The 19945-nt window shown below is 31.1% G+C and carries 16 protein-coding genes and 2 tRNA genes; 16 read left to right on the top strand and 2 right to left on the bottom strand.

What is annotated here, in order from left to right:
• Position 1: 1 nt before the first annotated feature.
• From atpA to H3143_RS01450, 11 genes are all read left to right on the top strand, one after another.
• Entirely contained in the window at positions 2–1558 is a 1557-nt protein-coding gene (atpA, locus tag H3143_RS01400) for a F0F1 ATP synthase subunit alpha (protein ID WP_182079046.1), read from the top strand.
• Between the two features lie 5 nt (positions 1559–1563).
• Complete coding sequence (atpG, locus tag H3143_RS01405; RefSeq protein WP_182079047.1) at positions 1564–2433, top strand: ATP synthase F1 subunit gamma; 870 nt, start codon at positions 1564–1566, stop codon at positions 2431–2433.
• Positions 2434–2436: 3 nt separating this feature from the next.
• Positions 2437–3852, top strand: coding sequence for a F0F1 ATP synthase subunit beta (gene atpD, locus H3143_RS01410; RefSeq protein WP_182079048.1), 1416 nt, complete (start codon positions 2437–2439; stop codon positions 3850–3852).
• Complete coding sequence (locus tag H3143_RS01415; RefSeq protein WP_182079049.1) at positions 3845–4237, top strand: F0F1 ATP synthase subunit epsilon; 393 nt, start codon at positions 3845–3847, stop codon at positions 4235–4237. Before atpD ends, H3143_RS01415 begins: the two co-directional genes overlap by 8 nt.
• On the top strand, positions 4237–5163 hold the full coding sequence (locus H3143_RS01420) for a phosphatidylglycerol lysyltransferase domain-containing protein (protein WP_182079050.1): 927 nt from the start codon (positions 4237–4239) through the stop codon (positions 5161–5163). Before H3143_RS01415 ends, H3143_RS01420 begins: the two co-directional genes overlap by 1 nt.
• On the top strand, positions 5157–6017 hold the full coding sequence (locus tag H3143_RS01425) for a hypothetical protein (RefSeq protein WP_182079051.1): 861 nt from the start codon (positions 5157–5159) through the stop codon (positions 6015–6017). The genes H3143_RS01420 and H3143_RS01425 overlap by 7 nt, the downstream gene beginning before the upstream one ends.
• Positions 6018–6048: 31 nt before the next feature.
• Positions 6049–6125, top strand: a tRNA-Ile gene (locus H3143_RS01430).
• Positions 6126–6133: 8 nt separating this feature from the next.
• Positions 6134–6209, top strand: a tRNA-Ala gene (locus H3143_RS01435).
• Between the two features lie 148 nt (positions 6210–6357).
• Positions 6358–7227 carry a DegV family protein gene (locus tag H3143_RS01440; RefSeq protein ID WP_182079052.1) on the top strand — a complete coding sequence of 290 codons (870 nt, stop codon included), beginning with the start codon at positions 6358–6360 and terminating at the stop codon, positions 7225–7227.
• Between the two features lie 126 nt (positions 7228–7353).
• Positions 7354–8355 carry a type I glyceraldehyde-3-phosphate dehydrogenase gene (gap, locus tag H3143_RS01445; RefSeq protein WP_182079053.1) on the top strand — a complete coding sequence of 334 codons (1002 nt, stop codon included), beginning with the start codon at positions 7354–7356 and terminating at the stop codon, positions 8353–8355.
• 32 nt (positions 8356–8387) lie between these two features.
• Entirely contained in the window at positions 8388–9629 is a 1242-nt protein-coding gene (locus H3143_RS01450) for a phosphoglycerate kinase (RefSeq protein ID WP_182079054.1), read from the top strand.
• 179 nt (positions 9630–9808) lie between these two features.
• Here the strand turns inward: H3143_RS01450 and H3143_RS01455 are convergent, their stop codons facing one another.
• Entirely contained in the window at positions 9809–10615 is an 807-nt protein-coding gene (locus H3143_RS01455) for an Mbov_0400 family ICE element protein (protein ID WP_182079055.1), read from the bottom strand.
• 1638 nt (positions 10616–12253) lie between these two features.
• Here H3143_RS01455 and H3143_RS01460 point away from each other — a divergent pair.
• A complete protein-coding gene (locus H3143_RS01460; protein ID WP_182079056.1) occupies positions 12254–12526 on the top strand; it encodes a TM2 domain-containing protein in 273 nt (90 codons plus the stop codon).
• A 350-nt stretch (positions 12527–12876) separates the two neighbouring features.
• Entirely contained in the window at positions 12877–13128 is a 252-nt protein-coding gene (locus H3143_RS01465; RefSeq protein ID WP_182079057.1) for a TM2 domain-containing protein, read from the top strand.
• Between the two features lie 169 nt (positions 13129–13297).
• Here the strand turns inward: H3143_RS01465 and H3143_RS01470 are convergent, their stop codons facing one another.
• A complete protein-coding gene (locus H3143_RS01470; RefSeq protein ID WP_182079058.1) occupies positions 13298–14089 on the bottom strand; it encodes a hypothetical protein in 792 nt (263 codons plus the stop codon).
• 383 nt (positions 14090–14472) lie between these two features.
• Between H3143_RS01470 and H3143_RS01475 the strand changes: the two genes are divergently transcribed.
• The 3 genes from H3143_RS01475 (at position 14473) to H3143_RS01485 (ending at position 19905) form a co-directional block, all read left to right on the top strand.
• The gene (locus H3143_RS01475; RefSeq protein ID WP_323368753.1) at positions 14473–15501 is read left to right on the top strand and encodes an AAA family ATPase; all 1029 of its coding nucleotides are present in this window, start codon (positions 14473–14475) and stop codon (positions 15499–15501) included.
• Positions 15494–17746, top strand: coding sequence for a S8 family peptidase (locus H3143_RS01480; protein ID WP_182079060.1), 2253 nt, complete (start codon positions 15494–15496; stop codon positions 17744–17746). The genes H3143_RS01475 and H3143_RS01480 overlap by 8 nt, the downstream gene beginning before the upstream one ends.
• A 392-nt stretch (positions 17747–18138) precedes the next feature.
• Positions 18139–19905, top strand: a complete 1767-nt coding sequence (locus tag H3143_RS01485) for an amino acid permease (protein WP_182079061.1) — start codon at positions 18139–18141, stop codon at positions 19903–19905.
• Positions 19906–19945: the final 40 nt, after the last annotated feature.

Consider the following 19945-nt stretch of genomic DNA (forward strand, 5'->3'; position numbering starts at 1 on the left):
TATGGCAATTAATTTAAATGAATATTCTTTATTAATTAAAGATCAAATTAAAAAGTATGCTAATAAGATCATCAGTGATCAAAAAGGATACATTATCACGATTGGTGATGGGATCGTAAGAGTAAGTGGACTTGACGATGTTTTATTAAATGAACTAGTTGAGTTTGAAAACGGAGCTTATGGGATCGCATTAAACCTAGAACCTAACTCGGTTGGGGTGGTAATGTTATCAGATTATTTTGATCTGAAAGAAGGTTCTTCAGTTAAAAGAACTGGTAAAGTAATCCAAGCACCAGTTGGTGATGGGTTATTGGGTCGTGTCATTGATCCAATCGGTTTACCAATTGATGGTAAGGGTGAATTAACCAATATTAGTGGTTATGCGCCAATTGAACGATTAGCTTATGGGGTAATGCAACGTAAGAGCGTTCACCAACCTCTAGAAACTGGGATTTTAGCAATCGATAGTATGTTACCAATTGGTAAAGGTCAAAGAGAGTTAATTATTGGAGACCGTCAAACTGGTAAAACTACGATTGCAATCGATACGATTATTAACCAAAAAGGTAAAAACGTTAATTGTATCTATGTTGCCATCGGTCAAAAAAATTCTTCCGTTGCTCAAATCACTAGATTACTTGAAGAAACTGGAGCAATGGCATACACAACAATCGTTAGTGCTACTGCAAGTGAATTAGCAGCACTTTCATACATTGCACCATTTGCTGGTGTAACGATTGGTGAAGAGTGAATGCGTCAAGGTAAAGATGTCTTAATCGTATATGATGATTTATCTAAACACGCAGTTGCTTATCGTGCACTATCCTTATTATTAAGAAGACCTCCAGGTCGTGAAGCTTATCCTGGTGATATCTTTTACTTACACTCAAGATTACTTGAACGTGCTGGTAAATTAAGTGATGAATTAGGTGCGGGTTCAATTACGGCATTACCAATTATTGAAACTCAAGCTGGAGACATCTCAGCTTATATTCCTACTAATGTAATCTCAATTACAGACGGTCAATTATTTACCACCACTTCATTATTCAACTCCGGTCAAAGACCAGCAATTCACGTTGGGTTGTCAGTGTCTAGAGTTGGATCAGCCGCACAATTAAAATCAATTAAACAAGTTTCAGGTAGTTTAAAACTAGAACTTGCTCAATATCGTGAACTAGATGCGTTGTCACAATTTTCATCTGATCTAGATGCTGAAACTAAGGTTGTGCTTGAACACGGTAAACGTGTGATGGAGATGTTCAAACAACCTCAATCTAAACCTATTGATCAAACTAGTGAAGCAGTTTTATTATTTGGAATTAGAAACCGCTTCATCAAATGAATTCCAACTGATCATATCATTAAATTCAAAGAATTTATTCTAGATAAGATTAAAGATTCTGCTGTATATAAAAAACTAGATGAAAAGAAGACTTTCGATGATGAGATTACAAATGAACTTACCGCTTTCTTTAAAGATGTTGTAAAAAAATACACTTCAACACTTGTTGATTACAACGGTTCACTTTATGGTGATCTAAAAGAATTGGAGTAATTTTTATGGCTTCGATGCAAGATTTAAAACGACGGATGGAATCGATTACGGTAACCCATAAAATTACCAAAGCAATGAAGATGCTTTCAACCGTAAAACTAAATCGTTTTAAAGCAACTTTAAGTAAAACTAAAGAATTTTACCAAGAATTTTATGAAGTAATTGGAGCAATCATTACCAATTACAATAAATCACGACCACGTAGTGGTGTATCGAGTTCTCAATCAAATAAACGATTGTGAATCGTAATTAATACCCAACTAGGTTTATGTGGTTCATACAATACTAACGTTGGTAAATTATTAGTTAATGAACTATCAAAAGATGATGAAATCATCTTAGTAGGAACTAAATTAAATTCTTATCTAAAAACACGTAATTTTGAGGATCAAATCATTCATACGTATTCAATTAACGATAAGAATATTGATTTTGATAGTTCATATATGATTGGTAAGCATGTACTAGAATTACACGAAAAAAACCAGTATGATGCAATCAACTGTGTTTATACCAATTACATTAACAGCTTAACTTTTGAAGCTAAAAAGATTCAGCTGATTCCAGCTGATCCTTCGATCTTTCAAGCTGATACTTTAGATAAAATTAATGATAAATTCCCTAAAAATATCAGTTTTGAACCAGGTGTAGAAGTAATTATCCCAGCACTTGAAAAACAACTATTACAAGTAATCTTATATGGTTGTTTAATTGAATCTAAAGTGTGTGAGTACGCTAGCAGGCGGAATGCAATGGATACTGCTGCGAAAAACGCAGATGATTTATTTAACAAATATAAGTTGTTATATAACCAGTTACGTCAAGCCAAAATTACACAAGAAATTAATGAAATTGTTGCAGGAGCTGCCAAATAATCTATGAATACAAAATACAGTTATGGTAAGGTTTATCAAGTTGTAGGACCAGTTGTTGATGTTGTTTTTGAAAAACAAGACGACTTACCTAAGATCTATGATTGTTTAATCATTGATGAACCTAATATGAAACTTCATCTAGAAGTTGCGCAATTAATTGGGGATGATATTGCAAGATGTATTGCAATGGGTCCAACTGAAGGTTTGGCAAGAAATGTTAAAGTAACTTCAACCAACCAACCAATTTCAGTACCAGTTGGTACTGAAGTATTAGGTCGGATGTTTAATGTGATTGGTGAACCAATTGATGAGAAGAAACCGATTGATCCTTCAGTTAAAAGAATGTCAATTCACCGACCAGCTCCAAGTTTTGCAGATCAAGCTAATGAGTTAGAGATTTTCGAAACCGGAATCAAAGTAATTGATCTATTAATTCCATATGCAAAAGGTGGAAAGATCGGTCTATTTGGTGGAGCTGGTGTTGGTAAAACAGTATTGGTGCAAGAATTAATTCATAATATTGCAACTGGTCACGGTGGTTTATCTGTCTTTGCTGGAGTTGGTGAAAGAACTCGTGAAGGAAACGATCTATATTATGAAATGATCGAAGGTGGGGTTATTGATAAGACTGCACTAGTGTTCGGTCAAATGAATGAACCTCCAGGTGCTAGAATGCGTGTTGCACTTACTGGTTTAACGATGGCTGAATACTTCAGAGATGTTAATAACCAAGACGTTTTATTATTTATTGACAATATCTTCAGATTCACCCAAGCAGGTTCTGAAGTATCTGCACTATTAGGTCGGATGCCTTCAGCAGTAGGTTATCAACCTACTTTAGCTGAAGAAATGGGTTCATTACAAGAACGTATTACTTCAACTAAATCTGGTTCAATTACTTCAGTTCAAGCCATCTATGTACCTGCAGATGACTTAACTGACCCTGCACCTTCAACAACATTTACCCACTTAGATGCTAAAACAGTTTTAGACCGTAATATTGCTTCACTTGGAATCTTTCCAGCAGTTAACCCGCTAGATTCAACATCAAGATTGCTTGATCCAAGTGTGGTGGGAATCCAACACTACCAAACTGCTAGAAAAGTTCAGATGATCTTACAAAAATTCTTAGAATTACAAGATATTATTGCCATTCTAGGTATTGATGAACTATCTGAAGAAGATAAATTGACTGTTTCAAGAGCGCGTAAGATTAGAAACTTCTTATCTCAACCTTTCTTTGTTGCTGAAAAATTCAGTGGTAACAAAGGTAAATACGTTCCAATCAGTGAAACAATCAAAGGGTTTAGTGAGATCGTTGAAGGTAAACATGACGATCTGCCTGAACAAGCATTCTTCTATGTTGGTTCAATCGATGAAGCAATTGAACGAGCTAAAACATTAACACATAATGGTTAAACTTAAAGTCTTAAGTCCAAAGGGTGTCCTTTTTGATGATGATATTGATATGATCTTAGTCAAAGGTGCTGAAGGTTATGCTGGTTTTATGAAAAACACTCAACCTTCAATCTTTGCGATCAGTAACTCTGTAGGTTATATCACCTATCCTGATAAAACCAAAAAGTCAATCGTTATTGAGGATGCAACTCTATTTTGTAACAAAGATATGATCAAGATCTTTGCTTTAGATTTTGTCATTGCAGACAACTTATCTTACGATGAGATCATGAAGCGTAAACAAGATCTTGAATCTAAGATCAAAGATACGACTGATTCTAAAGAGTTAATTCGTTTACAACACGCTTTGGATATTGAATTATTAAAATTAAAAGAAGCTAAATAATGGATCGTTTAGATTTAACTAACGCCTCGATATTACAAGATAAGATCAATCAAATTGATGCTTGTCATCTTTATAGTGCACTTACTTATTATTCTTGATCTTTTTATGGTCTTGATATCTGTTATCAGATCAATGAAAAAGGGATCAGTTTTTTTGGCAAAGTCAATTTAGAAAATAATATCTTGCATGATATCTTGCAAGATAAATACTGTCCATCACAAAAAGTAATCTTTGCACCTATCACTAAACCAGATCAACCAAATGATTTTTTAGATCTGATTCAAGAACAAATCAATCAACTAGATAAATCAAAAGGTATTTATATTGATGATTTAACTAATACTGAACTTGAATGAATCAAGTCTAAATATAATGTTGATATCATCCATGAAAGTTCAACGAACTTCTTATACAAAACTAAGAAGATCATGACTTTAGCTGGTAAAAGTTTACAAAAAAAACGTAACCATCTAAATTACTTTCTTAAGCAATATGCAAATGACACCACAATCAAGATCAACCAAGAAGTTGATCTTGATAAACTAGAAAAATTCTATGTTGATTGAATTAATGATTGTGATGATCCTTCGGAATACCAATCTGAATTAGATTTATTTCGAGCTATCAAACCATTAATTAAAAATGGTTCATTAAAATTAACAGTTTTATATTACCTAGATCAAATTATTGGTTTTTGTGTTTCGTATTCACTTAACAATCGATGTGAGATCTTTATTGAACATTGTGATGAAACTTATCGTGGTTCATACCAATATTTATTAAGTAATACTTTAAAGATCCATCATAGTAATGATGCAATCACTGATCGCCAAGATGATATGGGTAATGCATCTATCTCGTATTCAAAATTGTCTTACAAGCCTGAATGTATCATTAAGCGTTATTTAGTAAGAATCATATGTTAGAGTTAACAAAAGATCCAGTAATAATTGAACAATTCAAGTATTTTTATCTAAGAGCATTTAAAGAAGAAAATGAATTTTCTTGGGATTATTTAATTAATGCTTATTATGGTAAAGAGATCAAAATCTTTGTTGAAAAAGATATTAAGAAAAACTTTAAATATGGTTGTTTTGTTTTAGATAAAAAACTAATGATAAATAATGAACCAAAAACAGCAGCGCTAGTTTTTGGCGTTGTTAGTGATGAGCGTTTTAGAGGTAAGGGTGTTCTTAACACAGGATTCGAACCGTTTTTAATTGAGTTGAGTCAACAATACGATTTGGTGTTAATCCAAAGTTTTAATTGGAAGATTTATCGTAATTTTAAGTTAGAACCACTTGACAACTTACATAAGTTTGCGATTCTAAATCATTTTAAAAACCATCATTATTCAAATAAGATCGATCTATTTAACTTTCATGTTTACCAAGATAAGATCAACGATCTTTATCAGATTCGTAAACAATATTTAATTAAAAATAAGATTGATAACTATTGCGATTATTCATTAGATGAATACAAGAAATACTTATTATTTAATTTCTTAATTGGGGATGTGATCTATTGATCTGACAATAGTTATTGTCAGATCAATAAAGATTTTGAAGCTTATCAACTTTATTATCTAGACAAAACCGAAGTCAATGATTTTATCTTAAGGATTCCAACAATCTTAACCTTAAGTTTAAACGATTATCAGATCGACGATTTTAAAAGCAATCAAGCACTAATTAAAACCAATCAAACCAACTTTACCCGTTGTTATTACCAATCCAAATTAAAAATTAAGCAGATATTCTTCAACGAATTCAATTAATTATGTTATAATTCATATGGTAATCACGACTGGAAGTATAGCTCAGCTGGTTAGAGCACACCCCTGATAAGGGTGAGGTCGATGGTTCAAGTCCATTTACTTCCACCAGTTTTTTTGGGGACGTAGCTCAATTGATAGAGCACCTGACTTGCACTCAGGAGGTCGAGGGTTTGACCCCCTTCGTCTCCACCATTAATCTTTAGATTTTTACATCTACCAAGATTTTTTATCTGGTATTCAATACAATCAATATACGAACAGTTAGGTAGCTAGCTTTTCGTATATTTTTTATATATAATAGTAGAATTAAGAACGTTACTAACGTTAATGGATTCAAAAAATGAAGAAGATAGCAATTATCACTGATTCATCATCAACAATTAGAGCTAATGAATACAACGATGTTTTTGTTGTGCCATTACAGATCACTGTAAATAACAACAAAACCTACCTTGATGGTGTTGATATTCAACAAGAAGAGGTTTATGATCTTTTAGTTAATGATAAAAATGTCGATATCAAAACATCGATGCCGCTTGTTCAATCAATGCTTGAAGTTACTAAAAAAGCTGCAAAAGAATATGATCATGTTTTTGTTTTAACGATCTCTGGTGGATTGAGCGGAACTTATAATCAGTGAAAATTAGTGATTGATTCTGAACTTAAAGATTATAAGAATATTAGTATCTTTGATTCGTTTGATGCTGCAATATCACTAAGATGATTAGTTAATGATGTTCAAGAACTAATCAAACAAGACAAATCAATTAAAGAGATTGAAGAATACATCACTAATTGAAAATCACGCATCTGTTCAATGATTGTGGTGAATGATTTAACCCAATTACGTAAGGGTGGAAGAATCTCAAAAATGAAATCATTGATTGCAGGAATCTTAAAGATTAGTCCAATAATTGCTTTTCAAAAAGGAATTAACCAATTAGTTGATAAAGCAATTAATGTTAAAGCTGCAATCGAAAAATGTATTAGTTTTGCTAGCAACTCTTTAAAGTTGACCAAAAACAAATTAGTTAAGATTGGTTTTTGTCATACCTTTAAAGAAGACAAGAAAGTAAAAGAAGTAATTAAACTAATCAAAGAAAAACTAAAAGATTTAAGCATTAAAGATCTTGATGTTGTACTCATCACCCCTGTGATTGGAGTACACACTGGTGTAAATGCTTTTTGTATGAGCTTTTTAACTAAGTAAATTAAGCAATTTTTTAAACCTGAGGTTTAAAAAATTTTTTATTAATTAGCAGATTAATATTAAAAATATTAAAATCAAAAACGAGAGTTAATTAAAAAATAACTATAAAGAAAGAGAAATACTTAAATGTCAAAAATTAAAATTGGTATTAACGGATTTGGCCGAATTGGTCGTTTAGTTTGTCGTGAATTATTAAATCACGACGACGTAGAAGTTGTAGCCGTTAATGATTTAACTGATGCTAAAACCCTTGCTTACTTATTAAAGTATGACACAGCGCACGGTAAGTTGAGTCAAAACGTAAGTTCAACTGATAGTGAAATAGTAGTAGGTAGTCACAAAATCAAAGTTTATAGTGAAAAAGATCCTGCACAAATTCCTTGAAAAGATCACAACGTTGATTTAGTAGTTGAATCAACTGGTCGTTTCTTAACTCAAGAAGCAGCTAGTGCACACATCAAAGGTGGTGCTAAGCGAGTTGTATTATCAGCTCCAGCTAAAGAAAAGAACATTAAAACTGTAGTTTACAATGTAAACCACAATGAAATTAAAGCAGATGATACTGTAATTTCAGCTGCAAGTTGTACAACTAACTGTTTAGCTCCACTTGTTAAAGTGCTAGAAGACAAGTTCGGAATTAAAGTTGGTTTCATGACAACTGTTCACGCTTACACAGCTGATCAAAGATTACAAGATGCTCCTCACTCAGATTATCGAAGAGGTCGTGCTGCTGCATTTAATATGGTACCAACTTCAACAGGTGCTGCTAAAGCAATCGGTTTAGTTGTTCCTCAAGCTACTGGTAAGTTAAATGGGATCGCAGTTAGAGTTCCTACAATCACTGGTTCATTAGTTGATCTAACTGTTAAATTAAATAAAGATACAACTGTAGAAGAATTAAACGCCGCTATGAAAGCTGCTGCTTCTGAATCATTCATGTACTCAGAAGATGAAATCGTTTCATCTGATATCTTAAATGAAACTCACGGTTCAATCTTTGATAGTAAATTAACTTCAGTACTTGAAGCTAATGGTGAAAAATTATACAAACTATACGCATGATATGACAACGAATCTTCATACGTTGCTCAATTAGTAAGAGTTGCTAAATACTTTGCTAAACAATAATTAAAGAAAGCTGAATATAGAAATAATAAGTGATGATTGAATACAACAAGAAAACTCTAAAAGATGTTGATCTAAAAGATAAAACCGTAATTGTACGTGTGGATTTCAACGTACCAATTAAAGACAATAAAGTAGTTGATGAAACTAGAATTGTTCAAGCACTAGATACAATTAAATATCTAATTGAACAAAACTGTAAAGTTGTTTTATTAAGCCACTTAAGTAGAATTAAATCATTAGATGATATTAATTCTAAGAAAAAAAGCTTAAGACCAGTTTATGAAAATCTAAAAACCAAACTTGATCACGTAAGCTTTTTAGAAGAAAACGTTGGTTATGATGTTGTTGAAGCAGTTAAACAACTTAAACACAAAGAAGTTTTATTATTAGAAAACACTCGTTATAACGATGTTGACTTCAAAGGTGAAGTTGTTAAAAAAGAATCTAAAAACAGCCCTGAATTAGGTCGTTTCTGAGCTAGTTTAGCTGATGTGTTTGTAAACGATGCTTTTGGAACATCTCACCGTGCACACGCTTCAAACGTTGGGATTGCTGCTAATATTGCTCAATCTTGTATTGGTTTCTTAGTTCAAAAAGAACTAGAAGCATTATCAAAATTAACAAATGATCCAAAACGTCCATTTGTTGTAATCTTAGGTGGTGCTAAAGTATCAGATAAATTAAAAGTAATTGAATCGTTACTAAAATCTGCTGATCATATCTTAATCGGTGGTGGAATGGTTAATACTTTTAATAAAGCCAAAGGTTATCATATTGGTAAATCGTTATTCGAACCTGATATGTTAGAAACTGCTAAGAAGATCTTAGAAGAAGATAAAACTAATAAAATCGTTTTAGCAACTGATCAGATGGTAACTAAAGCTAGTGCAATTACTGATATTAAAACAGCACCTGCTGGTAAGTGTGTGTTTGCTAAAGATGAAACTCACGACGAAGACTTTGAAGCTTTAGATATTGGTGTTCAAACTATTGAAACTTTCAAATCTTACATCTCTAAAGCTAAATCAATCTTTTGAAATGGTCCTTTAGGTGTGTTTGAAAACCCTAATTATGAACGTGGATCACATGAGATTGCTAAAGCAATTAGTGAATCTGATAGTTACAGTGTAATCGGTGGTGGTGATAGTGCTGCTGCTGCAAATCAATTTAAATTAGCAGACAAATTTAGTTTTGTTTCAACTGGTGGTGGTGCTTCATTAACATTTATGGAAGAAACTGTTTTACCAGGAATTGAAGCGATCCAAGCTAAATAGTAAAAATAAAATCAAAAAAATAATCCTTCAATCGAAGGATTATTTTTTATTTATTAATAAAAGCGAAATAAGAAAGTATCAAAAATCTAATAATTGTACAAAAATATACCTATTACCCAATTTGTTTAAAGTAATTTTTAATATAAAAAATGAAGTTATGGTTTTAAACATAAAAATTATTACATTTCAAAACCGTAATCGTCATTCTTATTTTTCTTTTCTTTTTCTTCTTTCTTTAATCTTTGTTTATATTTTTCATAATCATTGAATAAAGTACTTAAACTTATAGTTAAAATCTTTGAAGCAGATGAATCTTTAAAGTTACAGTTTTTATTTTCTCAAAAACCAGGTGGATCCTTCTTAAAGTTATTCATTATAGTTTCTCATGTAAGTTTAAACCTTTCATCAATAAAATCATTGTAAATTCCTGCTTCCTTAGAGTAAAGAGCTTTATTACCTAATCAAACATTGTTTCTTCCGTTTTTGAGCTCTTTTGTATTTTCAATTCAGACTTTTTGAACAGTATAATCTCCTTTTTCTATAAAATCATTCATTTTTTCTAAAATTTGTTTTGCTATATAATTTGGTAAGTCGTATGGGTTAAGTTTTAAATCATTACTATCTAAAGCTCCGTAAATTTTCTCAAAATCATATCTATTCATCACTTGAATATTAGATACATTGACATAATTTAGTTTTCCATTATAAATAAACTCAACGTTATGGGGTAGTAACGGTTTTGTTCTCGGCGTCCCATCGGCATTTACACCTTCACCACTTCTGCAATTGAGATAATAGACATTAGATTTGTCATATCAAATAACTAATGGCCGCAAATTATGGCCCTGTGAATGTGCTAATATACGTTTGCCTTTTTCGTCGAAAGATGTTGTCTCAATTTCGATATTATTTCTTGTTTTTCATATAACTTTCATATAAGAAATTTTACTATTCTTAGCCTTAGAAAGAATTAAAAAAACAGCCATTTCTGGCTGTTTTAATCCACTAGCGCCCAGTTGTACTATCTAGAATACATACAAAAAGGCACTTGCATTTACAACTTGATCTAGAATACCATTATAAATACATCCCCTACGCTTGAATACAATATAAATTGCATCCTACGCCCCGACGTTTAAAGGGACGCCCAGTTAAATAATTAACTGGACACATCATTAATATTATAACACTAATGGGAATGCATCGACAAAATAAAAAAACAACCATTTTTGGTTTTTTTATAATTAACCGCACCTAAATGTATTATCTAGAATTACATAGAATAAAGTACTTATATCTATAATTCGATCTAGAATAAAATTATAAATATATCCCACCAACGGTTGAACACAATACAACATTGTATTCTACGCCCCGTCGTTTAAAGGGTGTTCGGTTAAAATTATCAAACTATTAATATAATTACAATTAGCTAAAAAATAGAATTTGCAAAATAAAAAACAGTCATTTCTGACCGTTTTAATCATCACCAGCGCCTAGTTGTACTATCTAGAATTACATACAAAAAGGCACTTGCACTTATAGTTTTAATCTAGAATACAACTATAATTACATCCCCTACGCTTGAACACAATATAAATTGCATCCTACGCCTTGTGGTTTAAAGGGATGCCCAATTAAATAATTAACCGGGCTCACATTATAATTATATCACCAATAGGAAACGAATAAACAAAACAAAAAAACAGCCATTTCTGACTGTTTTAATCATCATCAGCACCTAGATGTACTATCTAGAATTGCATACAAAAAGGCGCTATGCATTTATAATTTTAATCTAGAATCCCATTATAAACACATCCCCCACGCTTGAACGCAAAATAATTGCATCCTACGCCTTGGCGTTTAAGGGGATGCCCAGTTAAATAGTTAACTGGGCTCATCATTGATATTATAACACTAACGGGAAACGAATCACAAAACAAAAAACAGCTATTAATAGCTGTTTCAAAAAACCATCAGCGCCTAGATGCACTATCTAGAATTACGTGCAAAAAGGCGCTATGCATTTATAACTTTAATCTAGAATTCCATTATAAACACATCCCCTACGCTTGAATACAATATAAATTGTATCCTTCGCCCGGACGTTTAAAGGGATGCCCAGTTAAATAATTAACTGGGCTCACATTATAATTATATACAAAATAGGAAACGAATCAACGAAACAAAAAACAGCTATTAATAGCTGTTTCAAAAACCTTAACCACCTAGATGTTCTATCTAGAATTGCATACAAATTGGCGCATGCATTCATAATTTTATTCTAGAATCCTATTATAAACACTTTCTCTTACGCTTGAACATAACGAAATTGAGTCTTGCGCTCTCTTATTTAAAGTGGGGTTGTTTAAACGAGTTTTACCGTTGCTTTAATTCTTTAACTACAAAAATTAAATTGGAGTTGTTTGTCTGATTATTATGAAAAATAACGACATGTTACGATTCGTGTAAAAATCTAACTAACTTTTTTCCATCAGTCTAAATATAAATTTATACACATTTTTACACAACATAATTAACAATAGTTAAACATTATTTTCATATATATATATATATATATTCGTGTATAATCAAGAAGAATTTTATTTTAACGATATATTATGGAAAACAAACAAACAAATCCTAACGAAAATCAACAACCTGAAGGAACATCTAACGATCGTCCATCATCAAAAAGTAGAACTACAGTTTCTCTTTTATCATTCTTTTTAGGTGGATTAGGTGTTGATAGATTCTACGCTGGTAGAACAGGTTTAGGTATTGCTAAATTGTTAACTGGTGGTGGTTTAGGTGTTTGAGCACTTATTGACTTTATCATTGCTTTAATGGGTAACATGAAAGACGGTGACGGATTAAAAATTTCAAATTGATAATTTTGAAAGTTTAAATCCTAAAAAGCTTAAATATTACTGATATTTATAAAAAATAAACAAAGTAGACTTTGTTTATTTTTTTTATATATAGATCCAAAATTTGTAACTTAAATTAATAAAAAGACTAAACAACCTATAAGTTTGAACATCTATTAAAATACCTGAAAAACATTAACCTTATAAGTCGTTAAAAGTTCAAGTTCAAATTATTATTCTTCTTTATTTCATTACAAATCTATAAACATTTCATCAAATAAAATTAAGAAAAAAGAAGTATTTTTTGCTTTTTTTGCTTATATATATATATATATATAATTAGTAATGTTAAATCTTATTTTAAGGAGAACATTATGCAAGAACGAACAATTGACCATGGCGGTGACGGTGCATCACCAAAATGTATAGTTGTACTTTCTATTTTATCTTTCTTGTTTGGATATCTAGGTGTTGATAGATTCTACTCAGGTAGAATGGGCTTAGGTGTTTTGAAATTAATTACAGCAGGTGGCTTAGGTTTTTGATGAATCTGAGACTTCATTACTGCTGTAATGGGCAAGCAAAAAGATGTAGATCGATTACCAATTACAAAAAATCGTCTATAAAATTTGAAGTTATAAAATACTAAAACAGTACAACATTAGAATTAATAAACAAAGTAAACTTTGTTTATTTTTTTTATGTTTAGGCAAAATTCAGACTAAATAAAACTTTGCGGTGCTTATTTTTAATTATTAAATAAACTTCAATAATTTTGGAGCAGTTATCCCTTGCTTAATACCCAATAACTTCTTTCTCAACTAATTCAATGATCCCTTGCTCAATATCACCTACTGCAACAGTATGATACTTATTGTATCTAGGGTTATAAAACCCTAAGTATTTAATCTTTTCAAACATATCTTTATGAATCGAATGAAGTCCTAATCTTCAATAAACAAAGATCTGTAAAGTCTGTTTTGAATAGTAGACTGGATTAACTGAAACCTTAAAATCTCATAAAGTATCTTCTGTAATAAAATCACAGTCTCCACTGATGATTTTATCTGTTAATCCCTTTTCAAATGTTGTTCCATATGAAACTAATTCTTTCTGTGAATTAATAAAGTTTAGTGAACGATTAACCATCTCTCTTACATGGTTAATACTTATATCATTTGGGTCTAATATAAAGGGATCTTCATATTCTGTTATTCCTTGTCGATAATAGTGATCAAAAGTAGTTAATCTGATTGCAGCTATAATAACATCATCATCTAATGATTCATTAATCTGGTCTAATAAATATCAAAAATCGTCTAATTGATTGATTAGTATTGCTCCCATTAAAGATATCTTAAATGATCCATTTGGATCACTTGATAACATGTATCTAGTTAGATAATCTACTACAAGCCCCATTAAAGTAGGATGGATGTTTTCTAATTTATGAGATAAAAATTCATCAGGAACTAAAGAATGCTCTTTAAACATTTTAAATGGTAAATAACCACCCTTAGGTTGGGTGGTGTATCTAATGACAGTTGTTACTGAACCACTGATTAATTTTGTTTCTTCTTTGTTCATATTTAGATTTTAGTTGAGAAAGTCTTATTTATGGCGAAAATATCGTATGTATATATTCTAAGTTAGCTAGGATATCATTAAGAGAATTATTTATGATTTTGCATCCAGTGGAACGGGAAAAATCAATATCATATTAGAAAAAGCAAGCTAATCGTTTAAAACAAAAACTAATCTGACTTATTGACTATTTATCAAATAATTTCGCAGATGTACTTAACTCGCTATATTTCTACAGGTAAGAAAAATAAATGTTGTAAATAAGTATTTATAAAATTTGTCCCATATCAATAAAGAATTGTCCCAAAATATAATATAATCTTAAAAAAGATAGTAGGCGTAATAACGTGAAAAAGCAAAACGTTTTAAATTTAATCAAATACCATGTGGAAAGAAATGAAAATTCCTTTAGAGATGAGGCTATAACAATAGCAAGATCTTTTGATAGTATCGGAGATTATCAGTTGTCTGAGTATATTTTGGGCTTAATAGCTGAAGCAAATTTATATTCACCGCAAGGTAGTGATTTCGAAAGCGAGTTTTTAAAACAAATTGAAATAAAAAATTTAGAGGCCTTAAATTTACCGCATGAAATAGTGAAAGATATCAAAGGGATTATTAATGCTGTAAATCATAATGTTGGGATTAATAAATTTTTATTCGAAGGATTACCAGGAAGCGGGAAAACAGAAGCAGTAAAAAATGTTGCAAGATTACTTGAACGCACACTTTTTAGAGTGGACTTTGAAAATCTGATTGATAGTAAATTGGGACAAACCAATAAAAACATTAGCAAAGTTTTTAAAGAAATAAATATGCTTCCAAACGCAAATAAGGCCGTGGTCTTATTTGATGAAATTGACGTTATTGCTTTGGATCGAATTAATTCTAATGATGTTAGAGAGATGGGGAGAGTAACGTCTACGATCTTAAGAGAATTAGACAGATTAACAGACCTTAATAAAGAAATAGTAATAATGGCTACTACTAACCTATATTCCAATTTTGATAAGGCGTTATTCAGAAGATTCGATTCAGTTATTAATTTTAATAGATATAGTAATGATGATTTAATAGAAGTAGCAGAATACTTTTTTTCTTCGTTTAGCAAGAATTTTAAAGGGATATCAAAAGATACAAAATTATTTAAAAAGATATTGAAAACAGCAAAAAAAATCCCTTATCCTGGAGAGCTGAAAAACATAATAAAGACATCTCTTGCTTTTAGTGATCTTGATTCAGAGTATGATTATTTGAAAAGACTATACAATAGCTTAATCGGAAATTTAGAGCAAAAGAATATAAATCAGCTTCATGAAGAAGGTTTCACTGTAAGAGAAATAGAAAAGTTAAAAGGAGAATCTAAAAGTACTATCTCAAGAAAGTTGCAGAAGGAGAAAGTAGACAGTGAATAATATACTGGAATTAAAAGGGAAATTCGATCAAACCCCTAAACCTGTTGTTCCTGGTGGTGGCGTAGCCATGAACGGTAACTTTGACGTCACTACACAGCACTTGTTAAAATTAGAAACTGATCTACGCAGGATTAAAAAATTTTGGGATGAAAAACCGAGACCGTTTGAAGGAGTTTTAATTAGCGTTTATTACAACAAAATTGTTGCAAAAAGCAATCGAATTGCAGGGCTTTTTAAAGGTAAGAATTCTAATAAAGCCGTTGTTGGAGCAAAATTTATTAACGATAAGAATGATAAGAAAAGACACGCAATAACATATTTTCTTGATGAGTCTGATTTGGCAAAAAGCATAGAATTGATTTCTAACGCTTCCAAAATTTTGTCACAAAAATTTGCAGGAATGATGAACAAGAGTAAATTTGAAGATAAAAATTATGTGAATTCACAAGTTTTTGTAAATCAGTCTGTGTCAATGTGAAAGTTTAAACAGGTAATTGCAGATGTATCATACATTGAATATTTTGACGTAGAACTTCCTAATACAGACGCAAAGGAAAGTATTATAACTTTGTATGACGTAAAAGAAAAAATCGAATTATTACTTGAAAAACTTGGGATATACATTTTAGGTAACAGAATTTTAGATAATCAAACTGTTCTTTTGGATGAAAAACAAGTGGAACAACTTTTTGATAAAGCGCCCTATCTTGTTTCAATGTCGACCGTCGATCTGTCAAGTTTACCGTCTGATGATTCCATAAATGAAGAACAAAAAGAAATGGTGACTATACCAGATCCAACAAATAATGAACCTACAATTGGTGTGATAGATACCTTATTCGATAAAAGAGTTTATTTTAGTAATTGGGTTGAATATCATGATATGGTCCATAAGGATATACCAAGAGATCCAAAAGATTATAATCATGGAACAGCAGTGTCTTCCATTATTGTTGATGGACCAAGATTAAATCCTTGATTGGACGATGGTTGTGGGAGATTTAGGGTTAAACATTTTGGAGTGGCGGTAGGCGCTCGATATTCTTCATTTTCGATAATAAAAGAAATAAAAAGTATCGTAAAAAATAATTTAAATATAAAGGTATGAAATATCTCACTTGGTAGTAATCAGGAAATCAACGACAACTTTATTTCAGCTGAGGCTGCAATATTAGATGAAATTCAGTATAAATACGATGTGATATTTGTTATATCTGGAACAAACAAACCGAATAATAAAGATATAGTGAAAATAGGTTCTCCTGCAGATTCTATTAATAGTATGGTCGTCAACTCAGTTAGTAAGGATAATGAGCCTACTGAATATACACGTAAAGGAGTAGTATTATCTTTTTTTTCGAAACCTGACGTAAGTTATTATGGAGGTAGTAAAAAAAGTAAAGAAGACTACATTAATGTTTGTGAACCTTTAGGACTGGGAAAACTAACTGGTACTTCGTATGCTGCACCTTGAATTGCAAGAAAATTATCATATTTAATTGACGTATTAGGGTTTAAGAGAGAAGTTGCAAAAGCTATGATCATTGATGCAGCGAGAGGTTGGAATGATAATCCTAAAAAAATTGACTTATTTGGACACGGAATTGTGCCTATTAAAATAAAAGACATTCTTGAAACAAAAGATAATGAAATAAAATTCGTGGTATGAGGTACTAGTGAAAAATGAAATACATCTAACTATAAATTTCCTGTTCCTCTAAAAGATAATAAGTACCCATTTATTGCAAAGGCGACAATGTGCTATTTTCCAAAATGTAATAGATTGCAAGGGGTAGACTATACAAATACAGAATTGAATTTGCACTTTGGTCGAATAGGAGCTGATGAAAAAATTAAGGATATTAAAGGTGATAAGCAAAATACTGAAGACACATTAGATGGAGAAAATTATTACATTTATGAAGGTGGAGCTAGAAAACTGTTTAGAAAATGGGATAATGTAAAGTACATTTCAGAGAAAGAAACAAAAAGAAACATACCAAAAGAATCTTATGGAAAAAAATACTGAGGTATGGAAATAAAAACAAATAACCGATTAGATCACCAAGATGGTGTAGGTGTTAAGTTTGGTGTAGTTGTAACACTCAAAGAAATAAACAAAGTTAATAGAATCGGCGAATTTATTAGAAATTGTTCATCGAATGAATGATTAGTAGAGCAAATTGATATTAAGAAGAGAGTAGAGCTTCATCAAAAGGTTAATGAAGATATTGAGTGGGAATAGCATAAAAACTAAAAAATCTAGATATATAAAGATTTTCCAGACTGTAAAAACTTTAATAAAACATTAAAAATAAACGTACAGAAGCTTTTTCGACATTTTAGGCGACCTTAGCAAACAACTTTTAGTATCCTAGTTATTTCTATTTTTATTATTCTGAACGCCTTGTAAAGATACAAATTCTTTGTTAATTACTAAAACTAAAACTTAATAATTAGAATTAAACGAAATCGTTAGTCCTTCTTTCTTACTTAAAAATTAAAAATTCACAAAATTCGTATATAATAATTAGAAAACTTTTTTAAATTCTTAAAAAAGGTAATAAATTTGAAATAAAAATAATTTGTACAAACTTTAAGGAAACACCGAATTAATCGGTGTAGATGATTAAAACAATGATAAGACTTAAACAAAATAAAAGTAAGTTGGGGCTGTTTGCCTCGTTATCAATGATGATTGGATCTGTAATCGGGGTCGGTATTTTTGTAAAAAATATCGGTGTGTTCCGAGCAACAGGCAATAATCCAACTTTAATCATCGCTGCGTGGGTACTTAGTGCAATTATTACGCTATTATTAGCGCTTTCATTTATTGAAGTAAGTTCTACCGGAAGTTCTAAATTTGGGGTTTCTGGTTATTGTGATATTAGTTTAGGTAAAAAAGCGGGACGCTTTTTTAAGATCTCACAATCCCATTTTTATAACGGGATTATTGGTGTTGTGTTGTTTATGTATGCTGGTGAACTGTTTTTATCGATGGTCGATTCGAGCGGTTCGATGGGATTATTAAATGATCTAAATAATACATCACCACGTGCATCAATCTTATTAACAATTGGTATTGGTTTTGTTTTCTTTTTAATATTCTTAGCAATCAATTCATTATCACTAACTGCATCAAAAGCGTTTCAATCTGCTAGTGTGATCATTAAATTCTTGCCGATAATCATCATTACAATTGTTGGAATTATTGCTGGTGCTAATAATTATGAAAAATCATTATTAAACCAAGCAACTGCTAGTACTACTACCAATCCGATGATTGATAATGCTAGATCATTTACCACTATCTTGGTAGTTTTACCATCAATCTTATTCTCTTTTGACTCTTTCTTAGGTTTTACTTCAATTCAAGATAAGATGTTAAAACCACAAAAATACACTAAGATCATCTTATCAATTGGGGTGATTACAGTTTCAGTTGCTTATATCTTAATTACTCTAGGAATGATCTTTCTAGGTAATGGATTTGCTGTTGTAGCGATTAATAACGACTTATTAACAAAAGTGTTCGGGACTGATCCCCAAAGAGCTCAAGCAATCGCTTATGGATTCAGAGTTGCCTTTAATATCTTCTTATTAGTATCTATTCTTGGTGTATCTAATGCGTTTATGATTGTAACGATTTCTAACCACCAAGGATTGATTAATGATGATTTAATCTTTGGTTCGAAATGATTAAAGAGAAGATTCAATCATAAGTTCAATACAGTATCTGAACAAGATAAGTTATATAACTTCAAATCACAAGCAATGGGGATTATCTCTTACTTGTTTATTGTTGTGATCTTTGGAGCGATTATAGCAGCTATTAGTATTGGAATGGGAAATGACCGGATTGCTGATGGGATTACTAATTTCCCAACCTTATTCTTCTTTATTGTTTATGCACTAATTCCGTTTGCTATCTTTATTAAACGTGTCAAAGTAATGCTTAAAAATAAAGATAAGTCATTAACTACCGAAGAAAAGAAAGAGTTGAGATTATTAACTAAATCTCAAACGCTTGATGGCACTCAACAAGCTAGATTAAACCAATTAAAAGAAAAAGAAGCTAACTACATCCAACTATTTAAACTATCTGAAGAACACAAGATTACTAAGTTCTTTATGTTTATTGCTCCTGTTGCTTCAATCTTGGTGTTTATCATCTTTGCATATCAAGGAATCTGAGCATTTTTAATTGACCCAATCATGACTTCAATTAAAGATCCTTCATCAACAACTGGTGCGTTCGGTGGATTCATTGATTCAGCAACTACAGTTGGTGGTAAAGGGTTACCAAACTACATGTTAACTGTCATTTACTTTGGGTTATTAGCAATCTTCTTTTTCATTCCTTGAATTAATTCGTTCTTACAAAAACGTTATCCTAACGTTTAATCTACCTAGAATTATGATCTAGTTAAAAAGTTGACTTTAG

It is taken from the genome of Mycoplasma tullyi, assembly GCF_014068355.1.
Classification (GTDB): Bacteria; Bacillota_I; Bacilli_A; order Mycoplasmatales; family Mycoplasmoidaceae; genus Mycoplasmoides; species Mycoplasmoides tullyi.